18 protein-coding genes and 2 pseudogenes are annotated in these 20,687 nt (G+C 52.5%); 9 read left to right on the top strand and 11 right to left on the bottom strand.

Annotated features, from left to right (window positions below):
* Window positions 1–192 precede the first annotated feature (192 nt).
* Both BSZ32_RS06210 and BSZ32_RS06205 read left to right on the top strand, forming a co-directional pair.
* A complete protein-coding gene (locus BSZ32_RS06210; protein ID WP_105042638.1) occupies window positions 193–3,711 on the top strand; it encodes an FAD-dependent oxidoreductase in 3,519 nt (1,172 codons plus the stop codon).
* A 6-nt stretch (window positions 3,712–3,717) separates the two neighbouring features.
* The gene (locus tag BSZ32_RS06205; protein ID WP_105042637.1) at window positions 3,718–4,554 is read left to right on the top strand and encodes an FAD:protein FMN transferase; all 837 of its coding nucleotides are present in this window, start codon (window positions 3,718–3,720) and stop codon (window positions 4,552–4,554) included.
* A 6-nt stretch (window positions 4,555–4,560) separates the two neighbouring features.
* On the opposite strand, the gene BSZ32_RS06200 is transcribed toward BSZ32_RS06205, so the two are convergent.
* Window positions 4,561–5,343 carry a sialate O-acetylesterase gene (locus tag BSZ32_RS06200; RefSeq protein ID WP_105042636.1) on the bottom strand — a complete coding sequence of 261 codons (783 nt, stop codon included), beginning with the start codon at window positions 5,341–5,343 and terminating at the stop codon, window positions 4,561–4,563.
* A 273-nt stretch (window positions 5,344–5,616) separates the two neighbouring features.
* On the opposite strand from BSZ32_RS06200, the gene BSZ32_RS06190 reads away from it, so the two are divergent.
* On the top strand, window positions 5,617–6,408 hold the full coding sequence (locus tag BSZ32_RS06190; protein WP_105042634.1) for an SGNH/GDSL hydrolase family protein: 792 nt from the start codon (window positions 5,617–5,619) through the stop codon (window positions 6,406–6,408).
* 48 nt (window positions 6,409–6,456) lie between these two features.
* On the opposite strand, the gene BSZ32_RS06185 is transcribed toward BSZ32_RS06190, so the two are convergent.
* From BSZ32_RS06185 to BSZ32_RS06175, 3 genes are all read right to left on the bottom strand, one after another.
* Window positions 6,457–8,010: a sulfatase gene (locus BSZ32_RS06185; RefSeq protein ID WP_105042633.1), complete on the bottom strand. Its 1,554-nt coding sequence runs from the start codon at window positions 8,008–8,010 to the stop codon at window positions 6,457–6,459.
* A gap of 64 nt (window positions 8,011–8,074) precedes the next feature.
* Window positions 8,075–8,959 carry a sialate O-acetylesterase gene (locus BSZ32_RS06180; protein WP_105042632.1) on the bottom strand — a complete coding sequence of 295 codons (885 nt, stop codon included), beginning with the start codon at window positions 8,957–8,959 and terminating at the stop codon, window positions 8,075–8,077.
* Window positions 8,960–8,982: 23 nt separating this feature from the next.
* Window positions 8,983–9,618 carry a sialate O-acetylesterase gene (locus tag BSZ32_RS06175; protein ID WP_165788680.1) on the bottom strand — a complete coding sequence of 212 codons (636 nt, stop codon included), beginning with the start codon at window positions 9,616–9,618 and terminating at the stop codon, window positions 8,983–8,985.
* 281 nt (window positions 9,619–9,899) lie between these two features.
* On the opposite strand from BSZ32_RS06175, the gene BSZ32_RS06170 reads away from it, so the two are divergent.
* From BSZ32_RS06170 to BSZ32_RS06150, 5 genes are all read left to right on the top strand, one after another.
* The gene (locus tag BSZ32_RS06170) at window positions 9,900–10,295 is read left to right on the top strand and encodes a hypothetical protein (RefSeq protein ID WP_105042630.1); all 396 of its coding nucleotides are present in this window, start codon (window positions 9,900–9,902) and stop codon (window positions 10,293–10,295) included.
* A 41-nt stretch (window positions 10,296–10,336) separates the two neighbouring features.
* Entirely contained in the window at window positions 10,337–10,888 is a 552-nt protein-coding gene (locus tag BSZ32_RS06165) for an alpha/beta hydrolase (RefSeq protein WP_129589619.1), read from the top strand.
* Between the two features lie 52 nt (window positions 10,889–10,940).
* On the top strand, window positions 10,941–11,795 hold the full coding sequence (locus BSZ32_RS20035) for a sulfatase-like hydrolase/transferase (RefSeq protein WP_105042628.1): 855 nt from the start codon (window positions 10,941–10,943) through the stop codon (window positions 11,793–11,795).
* Window positions 11,717–12,577, top strand: a complete 861-nt coding sequence (locus BSZ32_RS20030; RefSeq protein WP_105042627.1) for a sulfatase/phosphatase domain-containing protein — start codon at window positions 11,717–11,719, stop codon at window positions 12,575–12,577. The genes BSZ32_RS20035 and BSZ32_RS20030 overlap by 79 nt, the downstream gene beginning before the upstream one ends.
* Before the next feature lie 171 nt (window positions 12,578–12,748).
* Window positions 12,749–15,127, top strand: coding sequence for an alpha-amylase family protein (locus BSZ32_RS06150; RefSeq protein WP_105042626.1), 2,379 nt, complete (start codon window positions 12,749–12,751; stop codon window positions 15,125–15,127).
* 31 nt (window positions 15,128–15,158) lie between these two features.
* Here the strand turns inward: BSZ32_RS06150 and BSZ32_RS06145 are convergent, their stop codons facing one another.
* From BSZ32_RS06145 to BSZ32_RS20555, 7 genes and pseudogenes are all read right to left on the bottom strand, one after another.
* Window positions 15,159–15,509 (bottom strand): hypothetical protein, encoded by a 351-nt coding sequence (locus tag BSZ32_RS06145; protein ID WP_105042625.1) that lies wholly within the window; start codon window positions 15,507–15,509, stop codon window positions 15,159–15,161.
* A gap of 69 nt (window positions 15,510–15,578) precedes the next feature.
* Window positions 15,579–16,469 (bottom strand): alpha/beta hydrolase, encoded by an 891-nt coding sequence (locus BSZ32_RS06140; protein WP_105042624.1) that lies wholly within the window; start codon window positions 16,467–16,469, stop codon window positions 15,579–15,581.
* Window positions 16,470–16,491: 22 nt separating this feature from the next.
* On the bottom strand, window positions 16,492–17,718 hold the full coding sequence (locus tag BSZ32_RS06135) for a c-type cytochrome (protein WP_105042623.1): 1,227 nt from the start codon (window positions 17,716–17,718) through the stop codon (window positions 16,492–16,494).
* Window positions 17,697–17,969, bottom strand: a pseudogene (locus BSZ32_RS18300) (DUF7133 domain-containing protein); the annotation flags it as partial. The gene BSZ32_RS06135 and the pseudogene BSZ32_RS18300, both read right to left, overlap by 22 nt.
* 48 nt (window positions 17,970–18,017) lie before the next feature.
* Entirely contained in the window at window positions 18,018–18,332 is a 315-nt protein-coding gene (locus tag BSZ32_RS18295) for a hypothetical protein (RefSeq protein WP_129589617.1), read from the bottom strand.
* The gene (locus BSZ32_RS06125; protein WP_105042621.1) at window positions 18,281–18,751 is read right to left on the bottom strand and encodes a DUF7133 domain-containing protein; all 471 of its coding nucleotides are present in this window, start codon (window positions 18,749–18,751) and stop codon (window positions 18,281–18,283) included. The genes BSZ32_RS18295 and BSZ32_RS06125 overlap by 52 nt, the downstream gene beginning before the upstream one ends.
* A gap of 13 nt (window positions 18,752–18,764) precedes the next feature.
* Window positions 18,765–19,274 (bottom strand): annotated as a pseudogene (locus tag BSZ32_RS20555) (3-keto-disaccharide hydrolase).
* A gap of 645 nt (window positions 19,275–19,919) precedes the next feature.
* Between BSZ32_RS20555 and BSZ32_RS06110 the strand changes: the two are divergent.
* Window positions 19,920–20,639: a sialate O-acetylesterase gene (locus BSZ32_RS06110; RefSeq protein WP_105042620.1), complete on the top strand. Its 720-nt coding sequence runs from the start codon at window positions 19,920–19,922 to the stop codon at window positions 20,637–20,639.
* Window positions 20,640–20,687 lie beyond the last annotated feature (48 nt).

The following is a 20,687-nucleotide window of genomic DNA, read 5'->3' as shown; positions in this document are numbered from 1 at the left end:
TTAGACCATATTCGGCCGATATCCACGGAAATTTCATCACCGGCTAAAATTGGAAGCTTCGAGCATCGCGTAAGAAACCAAGAGTCACAGGATTTTTGAGAGTTGCCTATGAGGAGAAAGAGTGATTTCTTCTAAAAAAACTGAAATAAAGCAAGCGATAAAGCCGTAAACTCTAACTTACTAAGATTACCTATGAAACTTCCTCTTTTATCTATCCTTTTGGGGCTCACAGCATCAATCCATGGCAACGAAATCCTCCTCGAAGCTGAAACCTTCCAAGCTAAAGGTGGTTGGGAAACCGATACTCAGTTCATTGAATCCATGGGGTCGCCCTATCTCAATGCTCACGGATTAGGTCAGCCCGTTGCTGATGCCACGACTCAATTTGACGCCACTGAGCCAGGTACTTACAAAGTCTGGGCACGCACTAAAAACTGGACAAAGGCGCTCAACCGCGAAGGTGCTGCCGGACAGTTCAAACTCTCAATCAACGGCACACCACTTGAGACTACTTTGGGAAATGACGAACCCACTTGGACATGGCAAGCCGCTGGTGAGGCGACGATCAAGAAAGGCTCTAACGCAATCACCCTCAAGGATCTCACAGGCTTCAACGCCCGAGTCGATGCCATTCTCCTCTCAAGCTCCGCCGGATACACCCCCCCAAATGACTCCAAGCCAATGGCTAGTTGGCGAGCGAAGTTACTCAATCATCCGGAGACGCCGGTCCTGAAAGACGGCTACGACATCGTTGTTGTGGGTGGTGGTTACGGAGGCTTAGGCACAGCCATTGCCGCAGCACGCATGGGTGCCAAAGTCGCATTGATCCAGAACCGCCCAGTTCTGGGAGGCAATGGATCATCGGAAATTCAAGTCTGGGCAAAAGGCAGCCTGCCACCATCAGAATACAAGTTCGCAGACATCATTGTTGAAATACAAGACAAAGCAAAATCCTCGCCAGCCACCAAGGAGCAATTCGTCGATGACAAGAAACTCGCCGTCGTCAAAGCTGAAACCAACATCGACCTGTTCCTCTCTCACCACGCCTATGACGTGAAGATGAAAGACGGAAAGATTGACGAAATTATGGTCTTCGATGTCAACTCAGCAGAGCCGAAACGATTCAAAGGGAAATACTACGCCGACTGCACCGGTCATGGCTTTATTGGAATCTGGGCCAATGCCGAATTCCAGGAAACAGCAAAAGGACGGATGGGCATGTCTAACATGTGGACTTGGAAAACCACTGACAAACCAGTCAGCTTCCCAGATGAAAAATGGATGCGACCACTCAAAGAAACCCACTTCCCCTACCCACGAAAAAATCACGCGGAGTGGTTCTGGGAAGGTGGATATGACAACCACCCGATCAATGAGCTTGAAAAAACGAGAGACAGCAATTTGCTAGCCTCCTACTCGGCATGGAACGCCATCAAAAACCATGGTGCCTACAAAAATCGCACCAAAGATAATCTCAATCTACACTCACATGCTGAAATGACTTGGCTTGCCTGTATCGGTGGCACCCGTGAGACACTGCAGCTTATTGGTGATGTCGTTCTCAACGAGCAAGATATCGACTCGAAAAAAGCTTTCGCAGATGGCAGTGTGCTCACCACATGGTCTATTGATCTGCATATCCCACATCCAGTCTATACCGAATTCAACCCCGACAATCCCTTCATCTCAAAAGCTATTCATAAGGTTTCCATCGATCGTAAGATTGGTTACCCGATTCCTTACCGTTGTTTCTACTCAAAAAACATCCCCAACCTGTTCATGGCAGGCAGAAATATCTCTGTAACCCGCGAAGCACTGGGCACGATCAGAGTGATGAAAACTATTGGTATGATGGGTGTCGCCGTTGGCCGTGCAGCAGCCTTGGGGGCGGCACTTGATGCCAGCCCACGTGAGCTCTACCAGAACCACTTGGAAACACTGAAAGCTTCATGGAGGCTCGAAGGTAAGGCTCGCTTCACATCTCCTGAAAAAGCTCTCAAGGCACTTAAAAATAAGCTGCCACCGCCGTTCATTGGCAGCTATGACAGCGAGGACTCCTGCATGAAATCACGCTTCAAAAGGCTTTCTGTGGTGATGGTTCGTGCTTGCACGATCGCATCAGTTTTCGCCTGTATCGGAGTCGTTGCTCACAAGCATCACACGCGCGCTACCAACACGCTTAGCATCCAAGCCGCAGAGCTAACGGAATGGTTCCCTGAGGCCACCACAATAGCCCAACCAACAGGTGATCTGAATGCCACCCCTGTGCTCGACTCCAGCGAGAAAACCATCGGCTACGTCCTTCAAACAGCACCAGCCTCGGATGAAATCATAGGCTATGCTGGCCCCAGCAATGTTCTGATTGCGCTATCCCGGAGTCACAAAATCCTCGGTTTCCGTATCCTCGAGTCAGCAGACACATCATCTCACATCGCCAAGATTGAAGACCCATTCTGGAAACAATTCATAGCTAGGTCACCGAGCACTCTCCCGAATGAACCCATCACGGTTTCAGGTGCCAGCCTCACCACGGAAGCTATTTCCAAATCAATCCGGGCACGGCTCAGCCAAGTTGCCGCCAAACCTTGGTTCCCCAATGAAATCACCCTGACGCAGGCAAAAGCACACTTTCCCGCTGCCGCTAGCCTCAAGATATCTGGAAAAACGCGCTCCGTGTACGATGCGTCTGGAAAACACCTCGGGCTCCTTCTACTTTCGACTGATTGCCCCGATCAGGCAAATGGATTCCAAGGCCCTTCAGCACTACTTATAGCCCTCTCGGCCGATGAAAAAATACTTATCGGAACAAGCTTACTGGCCTCCCGAGACAACACTTATTATGTCGAAGCCACCCAAGAAGAACTCAGCTACACCGAGCAGTTCACGAGTCAAACCGTCGATTCCATTTTAGCCGATACCACTACCGCTACGGACACGCTACTGGTCTCAGGAGCCTCCTACACCGCCACCGCCGTGGTGGAGCAATTACGCAGGAGTCTCCATTGGCTAAGGGCAGCACCCACCCCCATACAGCCGATCATTCACTGGCGACTCCGCGACACCCTTCTGACTGTCTGGCTGATCTTCGCAATCGGTATCGGTCTCACTCATCTACGCGGAAATAAAAAAATCCGCCTCGGCCTACAAATTCTCTGCCTCTTTCTAGGTGGCATCTACCTAGGCACGCTCGTCAGCCAGGGGCTACTGATAGGCTGGGCTCGTCACGGCATCCCGTGGCAGACCTATCCCGCACTGGTCCTGCTATCTTTTGCCGCACTTATTCTCCCTCTGACTACGGGAAAGAATATCTATTGCCAGCAAATATGCCCGCACGGAGCCCTCCAAAATATGCTGTTTGGCTTAACCACTAAAAAACTGCGTATTTCTGGCTCCCTCCACAAGAAGCTAACAGCGCTACCCTGGATTCTACTTGTGACTATCATCGTCTTGGCATTACTGCATTGGACTGGTGACTTCAGCCTGTTTGAGACATTCGATGCTTGGTCAACCGGATTCATTCTATCTCTCCCTGTTGTATTCCTCGTTCTCAGTGTTGTGACCGCGCCATTCATCCGCACACCTTATTGTCATTATGCGTGCCCTACAGGTGCCTTGCTGCATCTCGCCGGCGGCCCCAAAAGTCACCTGCTTCGACGAGACATCGTAGCCCTTATCTTTGCCGTACTAGCATGGATAGCCCTAGCCTTCTAACAACCAATGAAACGGATCGCATTGATTGCCCTCGCAGCTGCCGCCGTGCTGCTCTTTCTGAAAAGTCAGTCAGCCGAAACCGATGCAGCTGCCGGCATGAAAACAATCCACGGCAACGCCATGGGCACCAGCTGGTCGCTGCGCTGCAAAGCCCCGAAACGTTTCCATAACCTTGTCACCAAGACACTCAGCAGATATGAACAGCTACTGAGTCACTGGCAAACGGACTCAGAAATATCTCGCCTCAACGCGGGGGGAATAGCCAAACCCTCCGTGGAGCTTGAAAAATTACTAAGCCACGCCACAGAATTCAAAAAGCATACTGGGGGTGCTTATGACCACACCCTCCTCCGGCAAACTCAGGCCGCAGGATTCGCTCCACCTCTTCTGACTAACGCTCACAGCTACGACCTCTCCGGGCTAGCGAAAGGATATGTGATCGATCAGCTCACACAGCAACTGCATGCCGAAGGAATAAAGGATTTCGTCATCGAGCTAGGCGGTGAGTGCTACGCATCAGGGACACAGGCTAATGGCTCCCCGTGGCCAGTACAGATCCCTTCACCCGTCGGTGGGGAGGCGTTCATCGTCCACCTAAGCAATCAAGCCATTGCAACATCAGGCAACTACCACCAAGTCGCCTCTATAAAAGACGGAAAGATCACCAGTCACCTGATCGACCCAAGCTCAGGCAAACCTAACACGACGCCTGCCCGCTCAGTATCCATCATCGCAGCTGATTGCATCACCGCCGACGCTTACGCGACGGCAAAGTTCATCAACCCAGATTTGACCTTACCCGATGACTACGAAAGCATCACACTTCCCAAAATAAAGCCCTGATAGAGGTTAGTTTTCCTGTTGGATTTTCAACATTTCCTTGGCGTATCCTTCGCCCAGAAGCAGCATGATTTTAGTATCAAAATGCCATCGATCCATGGCCTTGAGACCTTCTGAGCTAACATAGCCTGTGTCGGGTAAAGTTTTAGGTAGCTGGCCAATCTGCTTATTGATTGCTTCGGCATTGTTGACCTGCCCAGCCACGAAAGGTAGCTTGGGTGCCTTAAGCTCACTGCGTAGGTCTTTAACCAGCTCTTCGAGCTGATCAATGTATCCATCGGGCTTACCGTTGTCGCTTTCTCCTTGGTGCCAGAGGATGCCTTTGAGGGTCCCCGTCTTCTGGGCCTCTTGCGCCCGCTTCACTGCGTCGTTATAAAATCGGGTTCCCTTTTTCCATTGCCCAATTTTTGAGCCACCCTTGGCATTAACGATCAAGCCGATCGAGATGCCTTTTTGTGCTCTGAGCATCGCTTCTGCGAAGCTGTAGCCTGGGTTTAGCTTCTGCATGCCGAGCCCCTTACGTATCGTCGAGTAACGGTTGAGAGGGTTCTTCGCTGGCTCCCACTGTGAATCGGCATTCAGTAAGTAGCCATTTGTGATCACAGCCTCTTGCTCTTTGGTGATTGGAGCGCGTCCTGCCATGTTTGATTGGCCAATAAGTAGGTAAATATGCAGGTCTTCTTTAGCTCCACTATAGGCTGAAGGGCTCTTGTCTTGTGCTTGCGCCGCTAGTTCAAACATCAAGGAAATGCATAGAATAAATCGGGCAGTGTGTCGCATTCTAGTTTTCATGATATTTTTAGCGCCGCGTCTGATCTCAATAATGAACGTTCTCGTCGAGCTGTCTAACTTTTCTCCTGATTATGCTGTGAGTCGATCCTGAAAAGTGAAAACTTTCTCATACAGGACGGTGGATACTAATTTGTCTTTTTCTGTAACGGACTTGACCCATGAATGCTCAAAATGACCAACCCATGTTAGTATGATTTTCTTATCGCTATTCGGCTTTCCTTGAAGGAGATTACATCCAGCAATTTTCAAATAATCCATATATATAAAATATCCATGAAATCGAGAAACCCATTCCTAACGACATTCGCCCTGGCTCTCAGCCTACTTGTAATCAACCCAGCGTCAGCGGACGATAGTAAATTGGCGGTCAAGGCCGGCGAAAAAATTGCATTCATGGGTGACTCGATCACTCAGGCTGGCAACAAGAAGAACGGCTATATCAGCTTGGTAATGGATGCGCTCAATAAAGAGGGCCTAAAACTCACCCACGTCCCAGCTGGGAAAGCGGGCAACAAGTCCAATAACATGCTGGCACGTCTGGACACCAGCGTCATCAGTAAAAAGCCCGACTGGATGACCTTGAGTTGCGGAGTCAACGACGTGTGGCACTTTTCCCTTCGCCTCGGCAAGCGAACCTTCGATGGAGTTTCGATTGAAGACTACAAAACTAATATTCGCAAAATCATCGAGAAGGCAGAGGCTGCCGACATCAAAGTTGTTATCCTGACGTCCACGATGATTGGCGAGGACCCCGAGAAGGAGACAAATAAGAAACTCATCCCTTATAACGCGTTCCTGAGAGAGATTGCCAAGGAGAAAGGTCTGCCACTGGCAGACCTGAGCAAGGACATGCATGCTGCTCTCAAGGAAATACCTGATGCTGCGGGAAAGGCTAGGATGTTTGGTGACCCAAAGTATCAGCGTAATATCAAAAATAAACTCACTTCGGATGGTTGCCACATGAATGCCCTAGGCAATATCATGATGGCTAAGGGTGTCTTGAAAGCGTTCGGCCTGAGTGAAGAAAAGATTGTGGCTGCTGAAAAGTCCTGGCTCGGAAAGTGAGTTCAAACTGGGCAAGTGAGCTGCTAGAAATTTACTTCTGGCTAAGTATTACTTGGCTTGGGAGTCGAGGATCAGGTCGGGCTTGCCAGCTTCTTTTCCCGGGAGGTAAGCCGACAAGCGTTTGATCACGGCTTGGAGTTCTGGGCGTTTCTTAACCTGTGACATCAGGTTGTCGAACTCGTGCGGGTCGATTTTTCGATTATAGAGTTCTTCGCTGCCGTCGGCGTAGCGGGTGTAGCGGTAGCGGTCACCTACGAGGCTGTGGTTGTGGCCATAGAGCGTGGTGATCGCCGGGCGGGATTTCTCGGCAGCTGGGTCGTTGATCCAGGGCATCAGGCTCAGGCCATCGAGGTGCTTATCGCTAGGAGCAGTCGTCAGGCCCGTCGCGTCGATCAGCGTGGGGTAGACATCTAGCAATTCGGCTGGGCGGGCGCAGCGCACGCCGCGCGGCGTGTCCTTTAATCGCTTGGGCGGGACGACAATCAACGGCACGTGGGTCGACCGGGACCACAGCGTCTGCTTGGCGATGTGGTCTTTCTCGCCTAGGTGCCAACCGTGATCGGACAGTACAACGATCCATGTGTTGTTGGCCATGTCGCTTTTATCGAGTGCATCGATCACTTTGCCTAGGCTGTGATCCATCGCCGAGGTGCAGGCGAGGTATGCCTGGGTCAGTGTGCGGAGGTTCTTTTCGTCCTCAAGGCACCAGCGTGCGCATGACGCGAAAGACACGCGGGTGCTGATGCGTTTGCTGATCGCAGATAGGTCGTCGAAGTCATCGTGGTATACGGCACCGAGCAGGACGTCTTTTTTCGAGGGAGCGGCGTCGAACCATTTCTTGGGGGCAAACAACGGCAGGTGGGGGTTGTAGAAACCCAGGGCCATGAAACGCGATTTGTCGCCGGGTTTGTATGGCTTGCTGATGTTGTCCGCGGTCCAGTTGGCGATCCGCAGATCGGTGTAGTTTTCTTCCTTCTCGGGGTAGGCTCCGATATCCCAGATGCTGGCTGGAGTAATTTCTTTGGGGATGTTGAGCTTGTTTGGCGGGTAAGGCCCTTGGGTGGTTTTGAAACAAGCGGTGCCGCCAAGCGGTTTGTTCTGGCTGCCGTGCAGGATCTTGCCGGCGTTGAAGGTGTGGTAGCCGGCCTGCTCGAAACGTTTGGTCAACCAGGGCGATTCCTTGCCGGGCTGGAGGAAACCTTTAGCGTCGTGCTTCGAGCGGTTACCATAGATGCCGGAGGTCGTCGGGCGCAGGCCGGACATGAAGCTGGTACGAGACGGTCGACAGATCGGGGCCTGGCAGTGGGCGTTGGTGAACAGGACACCGCGCTGAACCAAGCGGTCCATGTTCGGCGTCGAGGCCTGTGGGTGTCCTCGGCCGACCACTCTTCCGTCGCTGGGGTTAACTGGGTCAGTCATGCAGCCGATCCAGTCGTTGAGATCATCGATGGTGATCAACAGCACGTGGTCGCGCGGCGCATCACTGGATGGAGCAGCGTCGGCATGCAGGCCTGCAGAAAAGAGCAAGATGGCAAGGCACTTAAAGATGCGCTTGCTGCTAGGAATTTGCTTTTTGGATAAGGTGTTCGGAGATGTTGGCATAGGAAAAAAGGGGGGGGCTGACCCCGTTTTGAGGTCCGATTAGCTCACATATTTATAGAACTCGCTATTTTGTAATGAAGCAGCTGGTGGGTAGGCCTTCACCATTGACGAGATTGGCGTCCGTAGGATTGCTTTTCCATGCGTAGCGCGCTTGGGTGGGGTTGCTGACTTGTTTGTTGCTCACAACAATTTTACTACCAGCGATTTTCGCTTCGGCTGGTTTCCATTGGTTGTCCGCGCCAGCAATCTCAAATGATCCGAGTGGTTTGGCATCACGTGATTTCAATCCCGTAGCATGCTCGAAGGTGATTTCAATAGCACTGCCTTTGACAGCATAAGACTTGTAGAGTGGCCCAGATACAACGACGTCTTTCATCCCGTAGTCTTGGTTAAAAGCCCAGCGGGCGAGGCGCTGTCCCACGTCTTTTTTATTCCCTGGGTGAATATTTGTGGGGTGGCCGATGTCGTTAATGGTCGCCATTCCGATGTGGCCAGTTTTGGAATTACTGTCATCGAGCAACCTGCGCATTTCATCCTGGACGTTCACCCAGCCTTGTTTGTCACTCCATTTCTCGAAGTTTGCAATTTGGACGTAATAGAAGGAAAGATTTGAGCCCCAGCGCTTGCGCCAGTCCTGGATCAGGCATTCTAATAATTCTCCGTATGCGTTTGAGCCTTCACCTCGGGCATTTGACTCGCCTTGATACCAGATGGCACCCCGACTGCTGTAGCCTACGATGGGAGCGATCATGCCATTGTATATGGCAGAGGGCATGTTAGGTGAAAGGGCTGGATGTTGTTGGAACTTTGGCCGTCTTGGGCGCTTCCCTTTTTTCTCCTTCTCCCATTTAGCGTCCGCCGCTTTCCAGCTGACCAAAGCTTTCTCATAGTTTGCCTTCGCCTTCGCTGGATCATAGCCTTGCACGGATTTAGCCTTTTGAGCCAGCATTCCTTCTGCCTCAGGGCAGGCCCTCAAGCTTCATCGCTGACAAACGACTGCACCGGTTTCCCTCCCCATGAGCACTCGATCACACCGACAGGAACATTAAGCTTCTGACGGAGCGCTTTTGCAAATTCATAGCCGACGGCGGTGAATCTCCCTGTATTTTCAGGCTTAGTGGCCTGCCAGGCTCCAGCGAAGTCGGTAGATTCTTTGATGGCAGTGATGTTTCTTGAGACATAAACACGGAGGAGGTCGTCGTTATCTTTGGCAATATCAGCTTTATTATCTGTCTTATTCATGGTCCACTCCATGTTGGACTGACCGCTTGCGATCCAAACTTCTCCGATGAGGATGTCGTTGATTTGTTTTTTATCCTGACCTGCTTCGATGGTCATTACCGCACCTTTTTTAGAGGCTTTGAGGCCTTTGAACTCGACGTTCCATTTTCCATCCTTGTCAGCTTTGGCCGTTTGCTTCTGGCCCGCGAAGCTGACATTCACTTCTTGATTTGCATCCACATCGCCCCAGATTTTGGCTCCGGTTTCTTGCTGGAGCACCATCTTGTCTGAGAAGAATGCTGGCATCTTGATATCTGCGACTGCAAGTGAGGGCAAGGCGATCAGGAGGCTACTGCTCCAGAGTGGTTGATTGATAAAACGTATCATGATTTGGCTGTTTGGTGTTTCTGTTGAGAAGAAGCAGGTAACGGTGTGGATTTTTCTTAGCGACGCTCTATTTCTATAGCAGATAAACATATTACGCACCGCAGTTTTTTTCTTTCGTGTGAAACCGTGGAGGGGTCGTGTTTTTACGGCAGCGAGCTGGAGGCTGAAGCTTTTTCGTTGGAGGCTGGAATATATCCTTTCAGTTTACGCATCGCGCTGCCATCCTCCAGCGAGCTTTGGTGCTGGCCTAAAAAACATGTGTATCGAACTGGAATTCAACGATGGAACCCATAGAAAAAGTAGTGAATAGAACAGTCTCACGGTGGGACAGCAATCTGGAGGACACAAGCTCCGTTACCCTCCATAGAATAGTTGTCCTGCTGGTAGTTTTCACCACATTCATTTCAACCGCATTGGCCGCCATTGCGCAGGATGTTAGGGCGCCGGTTGCCTATGGCTCTGTCCCGTCGGACCTGGTCACTCCACCGATGACAAACGAGGCGCCCGCTCCGGGCAAGCGTGTCCGACGAGTGGCCCCAGAGTATAAAGGCACCGAGGTCTACCATACCCTCTACCTGCCCACTAACTGGGAGAAAGGTAAACAATACCCAGTGATTGTTGAATACACTGGCAACAAGTGGGGCCACGGCCCCGGCACCATCGATGTCGCAACCTAGGCTATGGAATGAGCGGCGGCAATGACTGCATCTGGGTGACCATGCCCTACGTCGAAAAGGGCCGCAAAAAAAATGCAGTCAAGTGGTGGGGCGACCGGCAGGCGACCATCGACTACTGCAAGCTCAACCTGCCGCGCCTCTGCAAACAATGGGGCGGCGACCCTAATCGCGTCATCGTTTGCGGGTTCTCCCGGGGCGCTATCGGAACCAGCTACATTGGCCTAGCCGACGACGAAATAGCCTCGCTCTGGGCCGGCATTTTCACCTTCGACCACTTCGACGGCCACAGGCAATGGGGATACCCGCAGGACGACCGACCATCAGCCTTAAAGCGACTTGCCAGGCTCAAAGGCCGACCGGTTTTGGTATGCGGTCAGCATCCAGAAAAAGAAGGATACCTCGAGAACCACCTGGACCTTGCCGACTTCACCTTCCTCAAAGTCCCGACCGGGAAGATATTCAAAATCCCGGGCGGTGCCATCCAATCCCCCCATACCGACATGTGGATGCATCGCGACAGCACCTACCGCCGGCAAGCCCGCGGTTGGCTGAAAGACGTGCTCAGGAGTAAAGAAAAGCAAGGTTTGAAATGATGCAATACTCAAGAAAATCCTAAATCCGAATCATCACCCGAAACAATATCCCATGAAAATCATCCTCACCTCAGTCCTCGTCGCAGCAAGTTTCCTGCAAGCCCACGCCGCGGATTCCACCGATCGATCCGGTGCAAGTAAGCAACCCAACATCCTTCTACTCTTTGCCGACGACCTCGGCCGCTATGCTTCGGCCTATGCCGATCCCAAAATCCCCTCGCCCAACGACATCATCTCCACGCCCGCCTTCGACCGGGTGGCACGGGAAGGCGCGCTTTTCCAGAACGCCTTCGTCTCGGTCCCGTCCTGCACTCCGTCGCGTGCTGCGCTGAATACTGGTCGTCACTTCTTCCGTAACGCGTCGCACTCACAGCTTCACCACGGCTGGCAGAAGGGGGTTGCTGATCCATTCGACAAGATCAAGGGGATGCCCGTCACCCTGCAGGAGGGCGGCTACCACATCGGCCTGACCTATAAACTCCACATGCGGCCCAGCATCATCGGCGGCAAACAAAATATCTACGACAAGGCAGGCAGCAGCTTGAACCAATACTCGCAATTCGTCAGCAAGGCGAAGGACAAAGACGCGGCCAAGGAGATAATCCTCGACCAGGTCCGCGGCAACTTCCGCGACTTCCTTGCCAAACGCAAACCAGGCCAGCCGTTTTTCTATTCGTTTAACCCGACCAATACCCACCGCAAGTGGACCCGTGGATCCGGCAAGGCACTTTGGGGGCTTGATCCGGATGGCTTGAAGGGAAAGCTGCCGCCGGTTCTCCCCGACACCGACGTCCTCCGCGAGGATATGGCTGACTATCTCGCGAGGCGATGGCATTCGATGCCGCCTGCGCAGTCCTCATCGCGGAACTCGAAAAACTCGGCGAACTCGACAACACCATCGTTGTGATCTCCGGCGATCATGGTGCGCCGGGATTCCCGCGCGGGAAATGCAACATGCACGATTTCGGCTCGCGTGTGCTCCTCGCGATCCGCTGGCCGAAACACATTGCGCCCGGCCGTGACGTTAATCGCCCGGTCTCGCTCATTGACCTCGCCCCGACCTTCCTCGCCGCCGCAGGGCTGAAGTCCCAAGATGACCCGAATGGCCAGAACCTGTTACCCGGTATCGCCCCGGGGTCAGACGATTCAAAACTCCGGCCATGGGTTCTGATCGGACGCGAGGTGCATGTCGGTTCGGCCCGTAAAGACAACCTTCCCTACCCGATCCGCGCGATCCGCACCACCGACCACCTCTATGTGATCAATTTCAAGCCAGACCGTTGGCCAATGGGCGATCCGTTCGCCATCCAGGCCGACTCGGCACCATCATTCGACCAACTCGCCAATGACACCTATACTGGCTTCCGCGACATCGACGCCTCGCCTACCAAGGCGTGGATGGTTGAGCACCGCAACGACGAAAAAATGGCTACCTTCCTCGACTTTGCTTGGAATAAACGCCCCGCCGAAGAACTCTATGACCTGCGGAAGGATCCATTCCAGATGAACAACCTCGCTGGCAATCCGGAGTATGAAAGCGTCCGCAAAAAGCTCCGCACCGCACTCATGGACGAACTCAAGGCTAACAAAGATCCTCGTCTCACCAACGACGCCTTCGACCGCCCCCCCTATATAGCGACAAAAAGGAGAAGAAAAAAATCCAAGTCACCAACTCCAAAAACTCAGTAAGAATGACAGACCCCAGCTGGAAAGAGTCCCGTGTTTTCCTTGGTTGAAAAATAAAGTGTCATCCCAAGAGAAATTGCTGTAATCCTGCAATCATCGCAGGCAATATCCCGCAAAAAATAGCCACTTGAACGATAGCATTTCACGACTTTTCCCGTAACTACCCACAGCTTTATGAAATTCCATACTCTCCTCATCACCGTACTGCTCACTGCTGCGGCCCAGGCCGTCGAAGTCTCCGAAAAAGGAAACCTCATCTCGATCGAAAATAAATCTCTCCGGCTTGCCTATGACATGAAGTCTGGCACCTACTCTGGCACCGATCTCAACTCCAGCATCACTGTCTTTTCTGAGGCGCGTTTCACGGTCGATGAATCCGGTTGGCGTGAGAATGATGCCCCTACTCGTAAATGGACATCCAGCAAGATCGATGACAAATTCGGCAAGGGCCAAAAACTCAGCATCACCGAGAAACCCAATGCCGGTTACCGCCTCACTAAGACGTTCCACATCTCCGTCTACGACAACCTTCCCTATGCCGTTCTAGGGTTTTCCGTCACCAACCACCAGCCGCTGCTGGCCCGCATCGGCAGAATTGGTGTCATCGATAATGCAAAATTCTTGCCCGGTAAAAAACTCACCAACCCGCAGGTCCTACGCGGTGGTGCCGGAGCCGAGAAAAACCGCGTCGAAAACCAACTCGAAATCGATGCCCACAACAACCTGCTCGTCACTGGTAAGGTCGATGGCAAGCGCCAATCACTTGTTGTCGGCGGACTGAAATACCGCGACTTCCTGCGCCGCATTCAGCTCAATTACAGAAACAGAGGAAAACTCACCGTCACCATCGAGGACCCGCAGGGCAAGAGACTCGCACCCGGCGACACCTATCACGGCGTCGACACCGTCTTTCTCGATTTCTCCACCGTCGACCCATTCACCTCACTCGAGCGCTACGGCCTCGCCATGCGTACCGCGAACAACGCCAACCCGAACCCCTACGACTTCCCCACCCTCTGCGGCTGGCTGGTTTCCAGCGGGTACGGCGAAGGTCGCCACATCAACGACTCGAAGGAACTCGTCGGACAGATGGAGCTCGCCAAAAAATCTGGCATCCTCAACTACACCCCGGTCGGCATCCGTCTTGAACCCGACTACTACTGTAACCAAAACCACGGCGACACCCAGCAAGGCTGGTGGGATGACAAGCACTGGGCACAATACAAATCGCTCGTTTCCCCCTACGAAACCTTCGGCAAATTCTGTGGCAAACTCCACCAGCTCGGCGGCGTCCCGTTTACTTACATCCAGACCAATATGCCGTCTAACGACTTCGCCATCGCCCACCCCGAGTGGATGCTCAACAACGACATCTCCCGCATCCACGCCGAGCATCGTCACCACATGCCATTCGTGAAATTTGATTTCACCGACCCCGGCTTCCAAGCCCACACCCTCGCCATGTGGACACGCCTCGGCAAGCAAGGGCTGGAAGGCATCAAGTTCGACTACCCAGAATCCGGTTGGTGCCTCAACGGCGGATTCGAAGACAAATCCCACACCACCACCACCGCCTACCGCAAAATCTTTGAACTTTGCCGCGAAGGACTCGGCAAAAAGGCCTACATCCACGAGCGCAACCTAGGTGAATACGGCACCCCGATGCTCGATGTCACCGCTGGCATCGTCGACCTCCAGCGCGTCTGGGGCGATTCGTCCCACTTCGAGCCAGAAATGGCCTCCCGCATGGGCCTGCGTTGGTATAAAAACCGCAGCGTCTTCGGTTACTATCCAGATGGTAAGTCGTTCAAAAAAATGGACACCGACGCCCGCCGCACCATGCTCGGATTTGTCGGACTCGTCTCCGGACGGCTCGAGCTCGGCACCTCCTTTGGCAGCATGAAACCCGAGGAGCAACACGACCTCACCCGCCTCTACCCTGTGCTCAAGGGCACCCAGTCCTTCCGCCCGGTCGATATGCTACTCGAAGGCCGCAAGGACCCCTCAGTTTACGTTTACCGAGTCAACTCCGACTGGTCACAAATTATTCTCTGCAACAATGGCGACAGCCAACAGTCGGTCACCGCCCCGATCTCCGGCAACCAGGCCGACACCGGTTCTCTCGGCCATGATAGCAACGCCAGCTATTACCTCTACGATTTCTGGAACGACAAGTTTCTTGGTGAGATGAAGGGCAGCCAAACCATCAGCATCCCACTCAAACCTCTCCAGGCGCTGACCTATTCGCTTCACCAGAAAAAAGATCACCCGCAGTTCCTCTCGACCAATCGCCACATCATGCAAGGCCTGCTCGATCTCGATGAAGTGAAGTGGGATCAAAAAACAATGACCTACTCCGGCGTCGCCAAGGTTGTCGGTGGTGAACCCTTTGTCATCACCCTAGCGAACAACAATCACACCTCCACTGGAACCAAGGCCTCCACAGGTAAAGCCAATATCACCAGCGCCGATAACGGACTCTCGCGCCTCACCCTCATCAGCGACAAAAATGCCGACATCAAGTGGTCTGTCAGCTGGTCCAAGGCCAAGTAATACCATCTTCACATTTACATTGGCGGTATGATCAAATCTTGGGTTTTTCGCCGACGTAGAGCTTGCCGTTGAAGACGGCGAGCGCGGTGGGTTCGTAGAGACCGCCCATGATGCGCTCGGCCTTGATAGCGGAGCGGTCGTTCTTGGAGGTAATGGCGGGGATCTTGAAGATCTCGCCCTTGAGGAAGGGGGCTTGGTTCTGACGATCGGGACTGATAACCGTGACAAAGAGATTGTCACCCTGGAAGGCTATGGCCGAAATCTTGAGCTCCACCTTGTTTGAGGGGTATATGTTCTCCAGTTTCACGAGGGGATGGAGAGAGTCGGCCTCGAGGGTGCCGGAGAAAATGACAAGAGCTAAATATAGAGAAAATCGGTGCATAGGGTGATGGAGAAGCTGAAAAAGGAAAAGTCAGCTATCTCCCCATGCTAGCTGTGAGCCAACGTTCGACTACTTGGATTCGCCCAAAAATTTCCTCGCGTGCAGCCAGTAGAGCAAGTCGCCGGCCCATGGATGGACGTCCTTGTAGGGAGCTTTGCCTGCCAGCCCCAGCCCATGTCTGCCGTTTTCAAAAACATGCAGAGCAAAGGGCACCTTGGCTTTGCTTAAGGCAGTGGCAAAGGCTAGACTGTTCTCGACCTTGACCGCGCCATCATTGGCGGTGTGCCAAAGGAAGGTGGGTGGAGTTTGGGTGGTCACCTGTAGTTCATTTGATAACTCTTCTATCAATTCGGCTGAAGGGGCAGTGCCGAGCAGGTTTTTTCTCGAACCATGGTGCGTCAACGGCCCCATACTGATGACAGCATAACAAAGAATACCGAGGTCGGGGCGCGAACTAACCCGCTCGATGGGATCTTTGGACGCGGCATCACCCGCATCAAAATGAGTCAGCAGGGTCGAGGCCAGATGGCCGCCTGCCGATGAACCCATGACGCCAATCTTGTGTGGGTCAATCTTCCAAGCAGCCGCGTTAGCGCGCACGGTGCGCAGGGCACGGGCGGCATCGCCCAGCATGACAGGGTGGCGGTAACCGGCCGAGCCGAGCCGATATTTAAGGACAAAGGCATTGATGCCGTGGATCTGGAGAAACTCAGCATAGCCCTTACCTTCATGCGCCGCCAAGCCGCCATAGCCCCCACCTGGGCAAATCACGATGGCTGCGGCCGTGTTGATTTTTTCTGCGGCAAGAAAATGGGTCAGTGTCGGAATATCACGGGGTGTCTGGCCTTTCGAACCAGGCGCGTCACCCTGCCAGAGCTGCACCTCCTTGGCAGCCAGATTGGTGACGAAGGAGAAAGAAATGATGATTGAAAAAACGAGGAGTGCGAGTGGGCGATTCATGATGGTGTGCTGAGGCAGTATACTACGGCCTTAAATCTTTTTCCTGATAAGGCGTACTTCTGTCCTTGGTGGCGGCGCGCGTTTTTTTAACGAGGGAGGCACTGACAGGTTCAGCTTTATTGCCCCATGCGTTGCGGATATAGGTCATTACATCGGCGACATCTTGATCTTTCAGGGCTGGGTTGTGCTTGATGCCGGGCATGACGGCGGCCGGTGTGTATTTTGTCCCGTTGACCGTGACGGGGCCAGTCATGCCGACTAACATTAGCTTTGCGAGCCGCTCGGGATCACCCGCGACCCACTCTGAGGGGGCTAGAGGAGGGCCGAGATTGGGTAGGCCTGCGCCGTTGCCACCGTGGCAGCCGAAGCATGCGGCCTTCGTGATATAGGATTCTTTGCCTCGCTTAAAGGACGCGAGTGCTTCGCTCTTGAGGTGGGCGCCGTCGACAGCAGTCTTTGTTTTGGCGGTTTTCGCTGCAGAGGCCAGAATGTTTTCGAGTGCTTTATTAGCGAGTTTGCCATGCTTTTGCTGAAATGCTTTTGCGTCCGAGCCGAGACCACTGATAAAGGCCTCGTTGATGTACTTCACCTCGGAGTTTTTTAATATGATGTCCAGCGCCTGGTCTGCGAGACCGTTAGTTGCCATGGCTCGAACGAGGGTGTGCATGTTGGAAGGCTTCATGGGTGCGGCTTTAAGAATTTTGCTGATGCCTTCGTCGTTGGTGCGTGCCAGTGCCATGACGTCGAGAGCGGTATTCACTACGGCATCGTTCTGCGATTTGATGGCTGGGTGAAATGCGGCTGCGGGGAATCTTCCCAGACCTTCGAGTGCCCAGAGAGCGTGAATCTGGCCGAGGGGCTTTGAGATGTCTGCTGCCAATTTCACGAGTTCATTCTCGATACTGATGTCACCAGACTCCACAATCAGGCGCTGTGCGGTATCGCGGATGGTGCGGTTTATATGACTGAGGAATTCGACGAGGCGGCCTGGCTCCATGCCTTCGAGTCCAGGTACGGTTGACGGCTTGTTGCTGGAATAGCGGATGCGGTAGATGCGCCCTGTGGATGGCTTAGGCTTGTCCAGACCTCGGCTAAGATATTGCTTACGTGGATAGCTTGTCATATAGGCCTTGTGCTGGAGTAGACCAAAATACATATCCACCATCCAGAGTGTGCCATCGGGTGCCGTGTAGAGATTACATGGGAGGAACCATTCGTCCGTGCTGGCTAGAAACTCTTTATCCCCCATTGGGTGGCTGCCGTTGGCTTATGCCATTGGTCACGTTCGATTTTGATTGTTTTGACGAGATCACCGGCAGGCTCGCAGACAAATGCCGTTCCAAGTACAGATTTAGGAAAGTTATCGCCTCGGTATATGTGGACGCCGCAAGCGGCTGTCACGTTTGCCAGTTTACCATCCTTATCGAGCGTGCCCTTCATGTAGGCTCGGTTTACGCCGGGAGTGATACGGATTGGGTTGGTTTTGTTAGACCCAATGCGGTGTGAAGTTTTGGTCTTAGGCCTGTAGCAGTATTGCTTCGGAAGAAGTTAGGGGAGAACTGATCCGCCCTGAAGAAAGGTGCTGTTGTTATTGTAGTAGAGTCTTCCCCAGTCATCCTTGGAGATATCCCATTGTCCGCGGAAATCGGTGGGTTGCTTGACCCAAGTGCCGTTGATGCGACGGTAGCGGGCGCTGGACTTGGCGGAGTAATACCAGTTATCGTGGCCGTAGAGAAGTCCGTTTGCCTTATGTTCTGCGTTGCCGCCTAGGGCGTATGCTTTGTCAACGATGATCGTTTTACCTACTGGCTTCAGCCCCTCGCGTTTGTGAAATAGAGGACATCGCCGCTGGTGTAGAGGCAACCGTCGCTGGTGACTGCCACCGCGCGTGGTAGGATGAGGCCATCGAGAAAAGTGGTCGTTTTATCGGTTTTCCCATCGCCATTGGTGTCCTCACCTGTACCATCAATATTTGGCATGTAGCTGCGCATTTCTGCCGTCCATGCCCGGCCGTTGGCATCGAACGAGATAGCGACGACCATGTCCACGTCCTTGCCGGAGGCCACAGGATCGACAACATAACCATCCGCAACTTTGAATGCCTTGGTAGCGGCATTGAGATCGAGGTAAGGCGATGGTGGGATTTTGTCGGCAGCAATGGGGTCGATCTGTTTGATACCTTTTCTGTCCTTTTTATCGCCTTGCTGGGCGACAGACCATGAAGAGGAAAGGAAGAGCCCGAGAGCGACTCCGAGAGCGATTTTACTGTAAAAAGATGGCATGAGAAAAAAGTGCTTAGAGTTTCTTTAGGCGCAAGTTCCTCCAGCGAACGTTACATGATTTACCGCCATGGACCTGGAGACCAAAAAAGCCTTCGCGGGTGTCGTGCTCTGGGTCTCCATCGATAAAATTAACACGTTTTTCACCCTTGAGCCAGGTCTGGATGTGATTGTCTTTACAGCGGATCTTGATGGTATTCCACGCGTCCCATTTAAAGAGTTTGGTGCCTTGAGCTGTGAATTTTGCGCAGTGCTCCTTATCGCTTTTCTTCGGGAAAAGCCATTTACGGCGAGCTTCATCAAAAAGTCCGGCAGTCCAGGAGCGGTCGCCATTGTCGCCTTCGCATTGCTAGCCGTAAACACGGCCGTTACCATCCTCAGAAGGTTTTTGTAGGGCGCGAAACATCAGTCCGGAATTGCCCGAGCGGTCGTCAAACTTGAACTCATAGGTCAGCTCGAAGTCGCCGTACGTCTTTTCGGTGCGAAGGAGTGTGTTGCCTTTGACTCTTTCCCCGAAGCCGACGATGCAGTCGTCCTCGACCTTATATTTGCCGTTGCCGCCGACTATTTTCTATCCATTGAGATTTTTGCCATCGAAGAGGTCGATGGATTTTTCAGTCTTTGCTGATGATTCGGCGGTTTTTGTTTTGTTCTCTGCGCAGCAGAGTGTGGAACAGGCAATGGCGGTTATGGATAATAGGTGGTGTAGTTTCCTATAGATCAGGTACTTACACGGGTGAGGAGATAGTCCCCCTTGGTCAAAAAGGAGGCAGGAAGAGACAAGGTGCGAATTTCTATTTCCCCTCCATAATACGGAATATTTTTATCATTGGCCATTTACCTTTGCAATTATTTTCTGATCGAGGGACTCCCCGTTTTTTTCAACAACTTCTGCTAGCTTCGCCCGTAATCAGAAAAGCGTATCAACCCTCCAGAAAATGAGACGAGAAACCATATCCGTGGCGGTGTGGTTGGACAAAGGGGGGGGGACATTTCCCCGGGTCTCAATCGAAATAATCACAATTTATGATCACTTGGATTCAACTAAAACACACACTGCTCGCCAGTCACTTCGGGCTGGACTGAAGAGTTATTCAACGGACTAACAAAAAATAGGTTTGGGAATTGAGGCTAGTGAGTGTAAGCTGACGGCTCATTTATTCTTAGATCTATGAAAAAACTCATTATTACACTCTTTTTAGGGCTAGCGGTGGTTGCTGTAGCAGCTCCTCGTAAGCGCCATTTATTCATCTTTGCCGGTGAAAATAATATGGAGTCAGTCCGCCCTGAGCGCACTGTCATTCCAGCGCTAAAGAAGGATAAAGAAGTGCGGAAAGGTGAGTTGTTATGGGTACGCGAAGCTAGGCGAGAGATGTCGATGCATGATGTAGATGAGGGGTGGAAAGACTCTGAAGGTAAAACCAAGAAAAAGTTCGGTCCAGACTACAAGGTTAAGCAAACAAAGAACTACAAGCGCTTGCTTAAGAATGCCCGCCAAGCCGCGAAGAAGAGGCCTTGCGATACAATCGTCCTTTTCTGGATGCAGGGGGAGAGTGATGCGAAGAATGGCTGGGGCGATGAGTATGCAGCGTCATTTAAGCGTTTTGTAACGAATCTCGAGAAGGATCTAGCTCTAGGGAAAATCAATGTGGTAATCACGCGTATCAGCGATTTCGGCACAGAGAATAAGAAGTATCCAGATTGGCAGAATGTGCGTGATGCGCAAAAGCAGTTGGTCAAAGACAACAAAGGCTGGATCCTTATCGATACCGATGACAAGAATGGGAAACTGAATAAGCTTCAATTTGATAAGAAGGGGATAGCGCGTATTGGCGAGTTGTATGCGGAAATTGCCATTGAATTTGTCACTGGCAAGCAAGTAGCAAAGTAACAAATACTTGGCCGCTAATTAGCTTTCGACATAGGCAGAGATGAATAC

The sequence above is a fragment of the Rubritalea profundi genome (assembly GCF_002954445.1).
Classification (GTDB): domain Bacteria; phylum Verrucomicrobiota; class Verrucomicrobiia; order Verrucomicrobiales; family Akkermansiaceae; genus Rubritalea; species Rubritalea profundi.
This window is presented reverse-complemented; position numbering and strand designations above follow the sequence as displayed.